Here is a 13260-nt window from a genome sequence, read left to right on the forward strand (position 1 = left end):
CCAAAGGACAACCTGTGTGGTGCTGGCCTGTGCCTCACGGTACTGCAGAAGCGAGTACAAGGCACCCTGCTGCATATCCTGGTGATGGACGCCCACGGAGGGTGAGGACTGCCTAAGTCCGGGGGTGTCGTAAGTCGGAGAGGACGATGCTGCTGCTTAGAGAGGAACATTCTGGGTCGTCTCAGCAGTATTCGGAGACCCTTCAACTTCGCAATCCTGAGCCCGGTCGGGTCACCAGCGTCGCAGCTTTTGCCGTGACCGTTTCCCAGGCCGGCTGTGCTTGGATGGGCCACGATGGCCGAATGCCGAGGAGTAGGCTAGAAGCGGGCTGCTGACGAAAAACGAGCGCCCGATTTGTGGAGCCCTGCCAAAAGGCGCGGCGTCCTGCCGCGCATCGTGCTGCCGCGGGAAACTCCGGGTTGGAACCACCCGAGCGGAAGGATGTCAGGTTGCCGATTCGTGGGGTATCTCGTGTGTCGTGGGTCATACCTACAGCACATGGCGGGCATAACAACAAGGTCAGTAGTCAGGTGCCACAGCCTCTTCCATGATAGAGCAACGAGGTCGGGACCGCCCTCGATTGAGAAAGCTGAAGCGGATTCAGCTCAGGTTTGAGGAGCTTCATGAAGAACAAGATGTTGGCCATTGGCCTTGCCGCCGCTCTCGCGGTCGGGGCGCTTGCGGGCTGCGGCAGCACCCCGCAAAGCTCTTCGGCACAATCGGAACTTAAGAACGGCCTTCCGGAGAAGTATGCCTCCGGGTTCACCGTACCAGTCATCAATTACCCGCCCTACTCGATCGTCGACGAATCCGGCAAGGTTAGCGGATTCGACTATGACTTTGCGAAAGCCATCAGTGACTACTTCGGTGTCGAGTTTGAGACCAAGAACGCAACCTTCGAGGAAAGCCTTCTGGGCGTTTCCCGAGGTGCCTATTCCTGGGCGCCAGCCGCCTCCGTCACGTCCAAACGCATGGAGACGTACGACTTTGTCAGCTACTTCGATGACGCCTACCGCCTCGTCGTGAAGGACACGGCAGCCGAAATTCCCGCAGACCCGTCAGCATTGTGCGGGCTTTCCATTGCTGAGGTAAATGGAGGCTATACGCTCAAGTACCTTCAGGATTTCAGCAAACAGTGCACGGACGCGGGCAAACCGCCCGTCGAGATCATGACGTTCCCGGACCAGGGAGCCATTCAATTGGCTGTCAAGAGCGATCGGGTCGACGCAGCGGCGCTCACGATAGCCAATGGCAGTTATGCCGCCAAGAAGGGCGGCGGTTTGAAGATCACCGGACCGAAGTTTGCGGTAACTACTGAGGGGTTCACCCTAAAGAAGGGCAGCGATCTGGCTGAGCCTTTGGAGAAAGCAATGAACGCCCTCATTGCCGACGGCACTTACGCCGAAATTCTGAAGAGGTACGGCCTCGAGGACGGAGCCATAGAAAAGGCCGAAGTCAACCCCGACACCGGAGAATAGAAGAGCTCTCCCAGCGTTCGCATCCAGAGCCAGTCACGATGGCGTGACAGGGCTCTGGGTGCGAACGCATTTTTGCAGACCTTTACCCAACTCCGCAGGTTCCGCTGCGGCAGTTCTATCGAGCGCAGGCCGCATGCGCTCCCTGGGTTTCACTGGCCGGCGGCGTCATTCCGTGTCCCACTTCGGACGAGGCGCCCTTGCCGTTTCCATAGCCAGATCAGCCGTCTTCGGCAGAACCGGCGAATGCTTCTGATCAGTGTGTCCGGGTTCTACTGGGACGTCCCCGGCCATGCCGCGGGCGCGGAGGCGGTACCGGTTAGTTGTCACCGGCCGTGGCCATCTAGCGGCGCTGGTCACCGCAGTTGGTCATGCGTTTGGCGCATGCACGCATAGCAACGCACTGTCTACTGGCCACGCCCGACGGCTTCCATACTGGGTTCATCCGCAAGTCCCGCGCAGGGCGCCAGGACCGGACACCGGTCTTGACAAATAGTCGGGAAACATACAGCGCCACATTGGTAGGAGGGCATTCATGCCGACACCCATTTCCGAGTTTGTAACAGCCGCACGAGCCAGCGAACCAGCAGTCTTGGCGGCCGCTCTCGCCCAGCTCACCGGCGAAATGAGGTGGGCAGATGACGAACGCCTGGCCACGTTGCGTCGCTGGCGTGCAGGGCAGCAGGACCAGATCGACGCCGAAGGCGAGGCGTATCTGGATGAAGCAGGCACAGAGCTGGAGCGGCTGGCCTCAAGTGGATTCACCGAAGTTGCAGTTGTCAATGACTCGACGGACCTACTCCGCATCGCCCGTGCCGCGATCGACGAGCGGTTGGACGCTTCCTTCATTCATAAATTGGAGCATCACCTGAACCCGGAATTGGGCAAGGTTAGGATCGACCCCACGGCCATAGAGCGACGAAACCTTAAGGTCACCATCGTCGGCGCCGGAATGAGTGGGATTGGACTTGCCTTCAGCCTTGCTGAGGCCGGGATCGACTACGAGATTCTTGACATGAGCCAGGAGCCCGGCGGCATCTGGTTCGACAATATCTATCCCGAGTGCGGGGTAGATACCCAGGCATTCCAGTACGCATGGGACGCCGAACCCAATCTCGAGTGGACCCGATTCGACGTGAAGCGCGATGAAATCCTGCAATACGTGAAAGACGCGGCTTTCAAGCGCGGCGTCCTGGACCGCATTCAGTTCGGGACCAAAGTCGAGGCCGGCACATGGGATGCAGAGACGTCGCGCTGGCGGCTCGATGTTACCCGCGGGGGCGAGTCGGATGTCATGACCACAGATGTCCTGGTTGTCGCTGTGGGTTCATTGAATCGGCCGAAAATTCCTAATATCCCGGGATCTGAAAGTTTCAAGGGTGAGACTTTCCACACTGCCCGCTGGCGTGAGGATCTGTCGCTGGAAGGTAAGCGAGTCGCCATCATCGGCAGCGGATCCAGCGGGGTTCAAGTCACCCGAGCAATCGCCGATATAGCGGATGAACTCCTTGTCTTTGTCCGGAGCCCGCACTGGATGCGTCCCCGCAAACCAACCGAGATCGGACCCGTCAGCGAAGGGAAACGGTGGCTGCTTCAGAATCTTCCAAACTACCTGGCGTGGTACCGCTTCTACCTCGACTACGTGCTCGGTGATCGTGAGCACCGGCGCATGATTTTGCAGGAAACCCCTGACGGCCTGAAGCCCAGCCCTGAGAATGACGCCGTCCGTGAGGAGCTCACTGCTTACATCCGCAAGGAACTTGGCGGTCGCGAGGACCTTATCGAAAAAGTCACACCTTCGTACCCCCCATACTCCAAACGGCTGGTAGTGGACAACGATTGGTATAAGACCCTAACCCGGCCGCACGTGAGCTTGGTCAGCAGTGAAATCGTTGGCCTTGATGAGTCAGGGATTCTAACAGGAGACGGGAACCACTATCCGGTGGACGTCATCGGCTTCGCGACCGGATTCCACGGCACACAGTACTTCTGGCCCCTTGACCTCATCAGCGCCAAGGGCAAACGCCTTGCCGAGACATTCGGTAGCGGCGATGATGTACGGGCATACCTGGGCGTAGTCATGGCTGACTACCCGAACCTTTTCGCTCTGCAGGGACCCAACACAGCCATTGGTCACGGCGGAGGAGCAACCTTCATGTCGGAGGGACAGGGCAGGTTCATCATGACGTGCCTCAAGACCCTGATAGAAGAGGACAAACGCTCCGTCACTATCAAGCCCGAGGTGGTTGACGCCTACAACCAAACCATCGACGAACGCCTGAGTCGAATGGTCTGGACCGAGCCCGGCTTGACGAGCCGTTTTCGAAACACCACCGGGCGGGTCGTCACAAACCACCCATGGACATTGCTCGAGTTCTGGGAGCGGACACGATCGCCGAAAATGGAAGATTTCATCGTTGAATCCCGGATGGACGACACAGAGGACGGGAACGATGGTTCCCGATCCATGAGTAACACCGCCGGCTCACCTGCCTAAGGATCACGGCGCAGCAAAACCCATGCCTTTGGCGCTCTGGAAAGGAGGGTAGAGGGGATGCCTGGAGAAGTATGTAGCGAGATGGACAAAGGCGTTTTGTCCTTGGTCATTTCGAATGAGGCCAGGGCAAACGCCATGACGAAGCGAATGACCCAGGCCCTAAGCCACGAGCTGGACAGAGCGGAGCAGGACGATGAAGTCCGCGTGGTCCTCATCAGTGGGGCTGGTGATCGTGCGTTCTGTTCCGGGCACGACATCACCGAACTCCTGGAGAATCCAACCGCCGCATATGACCCGACCGTCAATGAAGTCTTTCTCCGCCCGCGGCTTCTGCGAAAGCCGACAATCGCTGCGATCAACGGGGTGGCCTACGCCGGCGGACTGAACCTGGCACTGGCTTGTGACGTTCGAATCGCATCCACAGATGCGTCCTTTGCGGCTACCGGCACCCGATTGGCACTGTTGCCGATAGGAGGGCAACTAAGCGTCCTGCCCACACTGATAGGCGTAGGCCCGGCTTTGGACATGCTTCTTAGGGCGCGACCGATCAACGCAGACCGCGCGTTTGCTATCGGTTTAGTGTCCGAAGTAGTCGAGCCCGGGCAACTAAAGGAAGTGGCTGCGGAGGCGGCGAACTTCATTGCCTCCACACCGCCAGCCCTAAACGCGGTCATCAAACGTGCTGCATGGTCAGCGCTGGACGCAGCGGGTGGACCCGCTCGCCAAGTAGAAATATCCGATGCTGAGTCATTTGGACGCGGTCCCGAAGCCCAGAATCGGCTGCACGCATTTCTATCCAAAGGCGCCCACCGTTGAATGAACAGGAGAGTAAATGAACACCCCTAAGCCTTCACCCCCATACAGCAAAACGCGGGAAACGGACAGCCTCGTGTTTACTGCAGGCCACATCGGTCGCAGCGCTGAGGGCCAGATGAGTAGAGGCCTCCACGCCCAGACCACATTGGCCTTGCAGAACCTTGAAGATTCCCTTCAACGCCATGGTCTGACACGCGCCGACGTCGTCAGAACGACCGTGTACTTGGCGGACATGGCCCACTGGGAGGAGATGAATGAGCCCTATCGGGCGTTCTTTGATGAGCCTTTCCCTGCTCGTTCAACGATTTCAGTGGGGTTGCCCGCGGACGTGCTGATCGAGATTGATGCCATCGCAAGCAAGGCGGCTGTGCAGTGAGGCTCCTGGGCACTGCGGGCATCGGATATCACAGGAAGGAAAACTGATGGGCGTTTTACTCGATGAGGACGCACTGGCCTGGATCGGTCGCCAAGTGAAAGTTGAAGGCGACGAAATCACCGAATCAATGGTGCAGCAATATGTTTTTGCATCGGAGGACGATCACCCAGCGTATGTAAGCGACTCTTCGGCGGCTGCAGCCGGCACCGAACGGGTTGTGCCGCCAATGCTGTACCAAGCGGCCACCCGACCCTTCAAGCCGCTCAAAGACTATTCTCCCGACGGCATTGTGGTAGAAAACCGCCCTTATATCGGCAGCGGACAGTCGGTCGGCGGAACGCTGTCGGTCGAATGGATTCGCCCTTTGAGGATTGGTGACCGCCTCTCGGCCGTGAAGACGCTCGTGTCAATGAAGGAGAAGGACGGATCCACACGCAAGTTCGTCGTCGTCATGTGGGAAACCGAATACCGGGATCAGATTGGAGAGTTGGTCATTCGTGAACGCTACGAGCAAATTTGTTTCTGACTACACGAGTCAGCCCACACCCGTGGCAGATCTTCAGCCCGGCGCGGCCGTGCCCCCGCTGGACCGCTGCGTCAGCCGGGTGCAGTCCACTCTCTACACCGCAGCGATCCGCTTCGCGCACCAGGTCCACTTCGACGACGAGATGTGCCGGGCCCAAGGCTGGAAGGGGGTAATCCTGCCGGGCTTCCTTCTAGGCAACTGGTGCCTGGAAGCCGTTACCCGCATGCTCGGACCACAATCGGTTGTCCGCGCAGTCAGTTTCCGCCTTACCTCTGTTGCCTACCCCGACGCCTTGCATCACATCACAGGCGAAGTCAGCAAGGTCGAACAAGACGGGGACTGGACAATCGTCACCTGCACCATGGCGGTTAATGATCCGGACGAAACCCTGGTAACCAAGGCAACAGTGACGGTCGCCGTTCCCACGACCGAATAAACGGGGTTGACCGCACGTCCATCAGGCCGCGCGCCCACACAATTGGAACTTCTCAGCAGCCCAAGCGTGAGGGAATCGGGCACCAACATTGAGTAAGGGAAAGGAGTTGCGGTGACGACATCCACTGCAAACCTTCGTGGACAGGCCCAGGCCCACCTACTTCCGCATTTCACGCGTGCGACCACATGGCGTGACGACAACTTGCCCGTCATCGTCCGGGGGGACGGCGCGTACGTCTTCGATGACCAAGGCCGCCGTTACCTGGACGGGCTCTCAGGCCTTTTCTGTGTAAACATGGGGCACGGCCGCTCCGATATTGTCGCCGCTGCCTCTCAGCAAATGCAGCAGCTGGCGTACTGGACGAACTGGTCAGCAACGCATCCTTCTGCAGTGGAAGCTGCAACCTTGATCGCAGACCTCGCGCCCGACGGTCTTGGCACGACGTTCTTTGTTAGTTCGGGCTCCGAAGCCGTGGAGTCCGCGCTGAAGTTCACCCGTCAGTTTCATTTGAGCCAAGGTAACAAGCAACGTGTGAAATTCATTGCCCGCGACATGGCGTACCACGGGACAACTATGGGCGCGTTGAGCGTCACAGGAATCGATCGGTTTAAGACACCCTTCGGTCCACTGCTTGCGGACGTGCGGCATTTCCCGAACACGCACGGGGAAAAAATCCCTGCAGGCGGTACCGCTGCTGATCTCCCTAGCATTCAGGGACTGCTTCGCATCATCGAAGAGGAGGGCCCTGAGACGATCGCTGCGGTGATTGCTGAACCGGTACAGAATTCCGGCGGCGCCTTAGTGCCCCCCGAAGGATACTGGCAGGAGCTCCGGGCAATTTGTGACCGTGCTGGGTGCTTGCTCATCGCAGACGAAGTGATCACCGCGTTCGGCCGAGTCGGACAATGGTTCGGCAGTACGAGGTTCGGTGCGGAACCGGACCTGATCACATTTGCCAAGGGAGTCACCTCCGGGTACGCGCCGCTGGGCGGCGTTCTCATTCGGGACAATTTGGTCGGCGCGCTCATGGATTCACCGTCAGCGGGTATGTTCTCCCACGGTGGCACCTGGGGAGGCCACCCAGTCTCTACCGCCGTCGCTGTCGCAAACCTCACGGCTGTGCGGGACGAAGGCATACTGAACAACGTCCGAACGCTCGAGACGACCCTTCAGAATGGGTTGAACACTATCCAGGCGAACCATCCGTGCGTGAAAGAGTGGCGAGGCACCGGCTTTTTATACGTACTTGAGTTCACCCGAGATCGGCACTCCGGCAGAGAACTGAGTTCCGTCGAAGCGGAAACGATTGTCCGCAAGATTTTGCCGGAGGCGATGAAACGGACAAACCTGCTCACCCGGGCTGATGACAGGGGCGGCACAATGCTCGTGCTTTCTCCTCCCCTAATGGCGAATCAAGAGGTTGTACATGATTTGCTCAGCGGCGTGGATGGGGTCGTAACAGCAGTGGAGGAATATCTTGGCCAGTAACCTTCTTTGCCCCACCGGCATTCCTCAACAGCACTTGAGCCACCCAGAAGGTGGCGGAGGAAGCCCGCCCTTGATTTATTTCTGGAAATACAGCTTTCGTGGTTCCAAGACTTTGTGCCGACCGCCCGGCGTTTCGCGCTGCCTGGACGAATAGAGGTTCGTTAAGCACCGTGGGAGCCGACATAACAGAACGTTCGTTTGCAGAAGTTAGATCTGAGGTAACCCCGTGACCAAGCTCATCAGTTCTGCACGGGACGCGGTCGCCGCAATCACGTCAGGCTCGTCAATTGCCATTGGCGGGGTGGGGCTTGATGGAGTCCCCTCAGCACTTGTCGATGCACTTTGTAACTCCGCTGTCGAGGATTTGGAGATCATTTCAAACCAAACGGCATTCGACGACAAGGGTTTTGGTCGTCTCCTTGCAGACGGACGCGTTCGCCGGATGGTTTCCCCTTATCAGGGAAGGGGGATTGCATTTCCCCGGCAGCACCTTGCAGGGCTTGAAGTCGAGCTAATCCAGCAGGATGTACTTTCCGAGCGCCTCAGGGCTGGGGGATCTGGCATAGCTGCCTTCTTCACCAGTACAGGAGTCAGCGCCAGAGTGGCAGATGGCCGTCTGCCATCCAAGCATGAGACTGCAGGCGGGGTCGCGGCAGGACGACCGCTAAAAGAAACGCGGACTTTCTGTGGTACCGAGTACGTTCTGGAGCGCGGCATTACCGTCGATTTCGCCCTGGTGCGTGCGTGGAAGGGGGACCGGCACGGCAACCTCGTATATCGAGAGGCTGATCGGGCCTTCAACTCCCTCTGCGCGCTGTCCGCGGGGGTAAGGATCGCAGAAGTGGAAGAACTCGTCGAACCCGACGATATGCAAGTGGGCCCGGTCCACACCCCAGGGATTCTCATAAATCATGTGTTTGCCCTCGCCCCTCGGAGCGAGGTCCGCTAGCGACTTCGCTCATGCATTTTGTGAATGGCTCCATGAGGAAAAACCGGCTACCCGAGGGTGGGCTGAGGCGGCAATACTGCAATCGTGCCCTTTGGACGTGAACGCGAACTGGATAACTGCCGGTTCCAAGTCCTAAGGGGATGCGGTGATGACTAGACCATGATTACGAAGGAGTGCAATGGACTTCAAGCAGGTTGTCGGCGACAGACGAGCGATCCGGTACTACAAGCCGTACCGCCCGGTGGAGAAGGACAAAATTCAGGTCATCCTTGAGGCGGCCCGGCTGCAATGTTCTCAAGCAAACACCCACGAACTTCGTAAAGCAGTTGTGCTAACCCGTGGTGAAACACCCGACGAAATCTTTGACGGCATTGTGAATGCACTCCATAACCAGACGATGGCACAACTTGCCCCGGTCATCATCGTGTGGGTCGTTGACCTGAGCGCCTGGAACAACATGCGCGATCTGCTCATGGAGCTCATTGACGTTGGTGCGTTGAACGCAACTCAGGGATGGACTGAAGAGAAGGTGGACTCCGGTGTCCTGCAGACTCCGGAGTTCAACGTGCTCAAGGGTGAACGGCATTTCGCTGAGTGGTTGAGCGCTATCGAGGTTGGCCTTGGGATTGGTAGCGCAGTTCTGGCTGCTGTGGATCAAGGCCTGGGTTCGTGCCTGGCATCCGGGGACCGAGATGCCATGCGCCCCATTCTGGGGCTGCCGGACGATGTCACGCCTGCGCAGCTTCAGTTGGTTGGCTACCCGGCCGAAGACGCTAAGGCAGGCGGCCAGCGTCCCCGCGCCCCATTCGAAACGCTGTTCTTTGAGCACACGTGGGGTAATCCGCTCAAACAGGACGTAGCAGTGCTGGAGTACCTTAAAGAAACCGGCATGATCCAGGAGCCTGCACCAGTGTCGTGGCGGAAAGCCGAGGTAGAGGCTCTGGATAGGATGTTCGACTTCGGTTCGAAGACGATGACCAAGGAATAGGATCTCATCTTGTCCATCGTGTGCTTCGGCGGCGGTATCGGTGCAACACGGCTTTGGCGCGCGCTGGCTGGTCAGCTCGGCCAGGATTCCCTCACGCTGGTCGTGAATACCGCTGACGACCTGTGGCACTACGGCTTGCGGGTTTGCCCCGACCTCGACACTGTTACTTACGGTCTGGCTGGCAAGCAGGACCAGGAACGAGGTTGGGGCCTCCTCGATGAGTCGTTTACTGCCATGGCAACCCTCGCTGAACTCGGCGAAGACGTTTGGTTCAATCTGGGCGACCGTGACTTAGCGACGCATCTATTGCGGACTCAACTGTTGAGCCGGGGCGTGCCCTTAAGCGTGGTGACAGCCCATCTTGCCCAGGCAAACAAGGTATCGACCCAAATTCTGCCCATGTGTGAAGAAGAAGTCAGCACAGAAGTCCTCGTCGACGGGGGCGGATGGATGGGGTTCCAGGAATATCACGTCCGTCACCAGGCCGAACCGTCCGTGGAAGAGGTCCGCTACAGGGGAATTGAGCATGCGCGGACGCCCTCGGCCGTGCTGGCTGCACTCGAGAATGCCTCGCTGGTGGTACTGGGACCCAGCAGCCCCGTGGCGAGCATACTGCCGATCCTTGGGGTGGGGGAGACCCGGGCAGCGATCCAAGCGGCTTCCGCACCCGTTGTCGCAGTCACCCCTATCGTTTCCGGAGCACCCTTTCATGATGTGGGGGACGCTCACAGAGCCCAGTTGCGTGAGCGTCTCCTGGCGGCCCGGGGGCTAGAGCACACCGCGTCCGCAGCTGCTTCCCTATATACCGGGCTAGCGGACTTCTTTGTGATCGATGAAGCCGACCTGATAGAAGCACCGCACATCCGCTCGCTTGGTATAACACCCATTGTGGCGCGCACTTTGACTCACGTGGACCCGGTCTGCACCCCGGATTTGGTTCGTGCGGTCATGTCGCCAACAAGTATCGCCCAGCAAAACCGCTGACGGCTATTAGCTTGCGCCGGCACGGAAACCGAACTAGCTGAAAGTCATTCCCATGAGCACTGCCCCTGCTAAACCTCAGGAAATTCGCCGCGCCGTCAGCCGTGCTGAGAAGGGGGTGTCGTTGGACTTGGCCGAAGCCACTGCCCTCCTGCAAGCTCGCGGAGAGGAACTGGAACGGTTGTGTGCAGTGGCCGCCCGTGCTCGCGACGCCGGCCTGCGGGACGTTGGTCGACCGGAGGTTATCACTTATTCGCCAAAGGTGTTCATCCCTGTCACCAGGTTGTGTCGAGACCGGTGCCACTATTGCACCTTCGTCGAAACACCTGATCAGGGAGCACGCGAGGGGCGGGCAGCGTATCTCTCCCCTGATGAGATCATCAAAATCGCCAGCGAGGGTGCGAAAGTGGGCTGCACCGAGGCGCTGTTCACGCTGGGTGATCGACCGGAAGACCGATGGCCCGAAGCGGCGAAGTGGCTAAATGAGCACGGGTATGACTCCACTCTCGATTATGTACGAGCCATGGCGGTGCGGGTTTTGGAAGAGACAGGGCTTTTGCCCCACTTAAACCCCGGCGTCATGTCGTGGGAGGAGATGAACCGTCTCAAGCCGGTTAGCCCGTCGATGGGCATGATGCTGGAAACCACATCGGAGCGCCTTTTCAACACCCGCGGTGAAGCCCACTTTGGATCCCCGGACAAGGATCCCAAAGTGCGGTTGCGGGTGCTGGAAGACGCTGGCCGGTTGTCCATACCGTTCACCACCGGCTTGCTGGTGGGTATCGGTGAAACCAACGAAGAACGCGCTGACACTATCTTCGCGATACGGAAGGTGGCGCGGACGTACGGCAATGTTCAAGAAGTCATTGTTCAGAACTTCAGGGCCAAGCCGAAGACGGCGATGCACAATACTCCCGACCTAAGCGTTGACGAGTATGTGGCCGCGATTGCGGTCTCTCGAATTCTTCTGGGTCCAAAGATTCGAATCCAGGCACCGCCGAACCTCGTAAACATTGACGAATGTACAAGGCTCCTAGGTGCTGGCGTGGACGACTGGGGTGGAGTCTCTCCGGTGACACCTGACCATGTAAATCCGGAACGTCCCTGGCCTTCCTTGGATCGCCTCCATGAAGTCACCACCCAGTCAGGGTTCACCCTCCGTGCCCGCCTGACCGCCCATCCCCAGTATGTGCTGGCAGGCGAGCCGTGGATCGATCCGAGAGTGTCCGGCCACGTTGCCGCCCTCTCAGACCACGAAGGGCTGTTGCACAGCGAAGTCAGCGATGGGAAACGCCGCCCGATCGGTTTGCCCTGGCAGGAGCCAGACCAGGCTTTCGAAAGCTTGGGCCGAACGGATCTCTATGCCAGCGTAGACACTGAAGGACGGCGTGCTGCCGTCCGTAGCGACTTCCAGAATGTGTACGGCGATTGGACAGCCGTCGGCGAACAAGCCGCATCCGCGTCCTCGTCGAGCGCTCCGTCCCATGGCTTGCCCCGCGCCACAGCCGATGGGCTCGCGGCACTGCGGGCGGCAGAGGCAAATCCCGGAGGACTTTCCGACGAACATGCGTTGACCCTTATGACAGCTGATGGCGACCTCCTGACCCAGGTGGTTCACCTTGCGGATGAGCTCCGCAGGGAAACCGTTGGGGACAACGTGACTTACGTGGTGAACCGGAATATCAACTTCACCAACGTCTGCTATGTCGGGTGCAGGTTCTGCGCCTTTGCCCAACGGCGAACGGACCCTGACGCGTACTCATTATCGCTGGCCCAGGTAGCTGACCGGGCAGAGGAAGCATGGGACCTCGGGGCAACGGAGGTCTGCATGCAGGGTGGTATCGATCCACAGCTCCCGGGTTCAGCGTATTTTGACCTGGCAGCTGCAGTGAAGCAACGTGTCCCTGGAATGCACGTGCACGCGTTCAGTCCCATGGAGATCGTGAACGGCGCTAACCGAACGGGGCTGTCCTTCCGGGAATTCCTCCAGCGCGCAAAAGACGCTGGGCTGGACTCAGTTCCCGGCACCGCCGCTGAAATTCTGGACGACGACGTCCGTTGGGTTCTGACCAAGGGAAAGCTTCCGACCCGAACGTGGATCGAAGTGATCACCACCGCGCATCGGCTGGGCATCCGTTCGTCCTCGACCATGATGTACGGGCATGTAGATAACCCCCGTCACTGGGTCAACCACCTTCGCGTGTTGTCTCGAATTCAAGATGAGACCGGCGGATTCACAGAATTCGTTCCTCTGCCTTTTGTGCATCACTCTTCCCCTATCTACCTCGCTGGGATCGCGCGGCCGGGACCAACACCTCGCGACAACCTCGCGGTGCACGCAATGGCAAGAATCCTGCTGCACAGACGGATCGATAACATTCAGACCTCTTGGGTGAAACTCGGTGTGGAAGGTACACGTGCCATGCTCAATGCCGGTGCTAACGATGTGGGCGGCACTCTGATGGAAGAGACAATTTCACGGATGGCCGGCTCCGAGCACGGGTCCGCGAAGACCGTGGAGGAACTGGTAGCGATCGGCGCAGGCATAGGGCGCCCTGTGGTTGAACGGACCACCACGTATGGGACCATGTCGCGAACCTGAGCTTGCCTGGGCAGCATGTGCACCTAAGGAAGTTCCAGCCTCACCGCGAGTGGGGTGCACTCCGTACGCAGTGCCAGGCAGTTGGACCGGGCACCGCATCTTGATCGCACGGTTGCTGGGAAGAGG

The 13260-nt window shown here is 59.0% G+C and carries 11 protein-coding genes; all 11 read left to right on the forward strand.

Annotation, left to right across the window (positions count from 1 at the left end):
• Positions 1-623: 623 nt before the first annotated feature.
• The 11 genes from HTS88_RS19770 to HTS88_RS19820 all read left to right on the forward strand — a co-directional run bounded on the left by HTS88_RS19770 (position 624) and on the right by HTS88_RS19820 (position 13134).
• On the forward strand, positions 624-1478 hold the full coding sequence (locus HTS88_RS19770; protein WP_174181483.1) for a transporter substrate-binding domain-containing protein: 855 nt from the start codon (positions 624-626) through the stop codon (positions 1476-1478).
• A gap of 532 nt (positions 1479-2010) precedes the next feature.
• Positions 2011-3972, forward strand: coding sequence for a flavin-containing monooxygenase (locus HTS88_RS19775; protein ID WP_174181485.1), 1962 nt, complete (start codon positions 2011-2013; stop codon positions 3970-3972).
• A 57-nt stretch (positions 3973-4029) separates the two neighbouring features.
• Positions 4030-4788 (forward strand): enoyl-CoA hydratase/isomerase family protein, encoded by a 759-nt coding sequence (locus tag HTS88_RS19780; RefSeq protein WP_174181487.1) that lies wholly within the window; start codon positions 4030-4032, stop codon positions 4786-4788.
• Between the two features lie 16 nt (positions 4789-4804).
• Positions 4805-5164, forward strand: coding sequence for a RidA family protein (locus HTS88_RS19785; protein ID WP_174181489.1), 360 nt, complete (start codon positions 4805-4807; stop codon positions 5162-5164).
• A gap of 46 nt (positions 5165-5210) precedes the next feature.
• On the forward strand, positions 5211-5690 hold the full coding sequence (locus HTS88_RS19790) for a MaoC family dehydratase (protein WP_174181491.1): 480 nt from the start codon (positions 5211-5213) through the stop codon (positions 5688-5690).
• A 22-nt stretch (positions 5691-5712) separates the two neighbouring features.
• Positions 5713-6126 (forward strand): hotdog family protein, encoded by a 414-nt coding sequence (locus tag HTS88_RS19795; protein WP_174181493.1) that lies wholly within the window; start codon positions 5713-5715, stop codon positions 6124-6126.
• A gap of 111 nt (positions 6127-6237) precedes the next feature.
• Complete coding sequence (locus HTS88_RS19800) at positions 6238-7614, forward strand: aminotransferase class III-fold pyridoxal phosphate-dependent enzyme (protein WP_174181495.1); 1377 nt, start codon at positions 6238-6240, stop codon at positions 7612-7614.
• Between the two features lie 226 nt (positions 7615-7840).
• Positions 7841-8563: a 3-oxoacid CoA-transferase subunit A gene (locus HTS88_RS19805; RefSeq protein ID WP_174181497.1), complete on the forward strand. Its 723-nt coding sequence runs from the start codon at positions 7841-7843 to the stop codon at positions 8561-8563.
• A gap of 178 nt (positions 8564-8741) precedes the next feature.
• Positions 8742-9551, forward strand: coding sequence for a nitroreductase family protein (locus HTS88_RS19810; protein WP_174181499.1), 810 nt, complete (start codon positions 8742-8744; stop codon positions 9549-9551).
• Between the two features lie 18 nt (positions 9552-9569).
• On the forward strand, positions 9570-10535 hold the full coding sequence (gene cofD, locus HTS88_RS19815) for a 2-phospho-L-lactate transferase (protein WP_343045030.1): 966 nt from the start codon (positions 9570-9572) through the stop codon (positions 10533-10535).
• Between the two features lie 52 nt (positions 10536-10587).
• Positions 10588-13134, forward strand: a complete 2547-nt coding sequence (locus HTS88_RS19820) for a bifunctional FO biosynthesis protein CofGH (protein ID WP_174181503.1) — start codon at positions 10588-10590, stop codon at positions 13132-13134.
• Positions 13135-13260: the final 126 nt, after the last annotated feature.

The organism is Pseudarthrobacter oxydans (genome assembly GCF_013314975.1).
Lineage (GTDB): Bacteria > Actinomycetota > Actinomycetes > Actinomycetales > Micrococcaceae > Arthrobacter > Arthrobacter oxydans.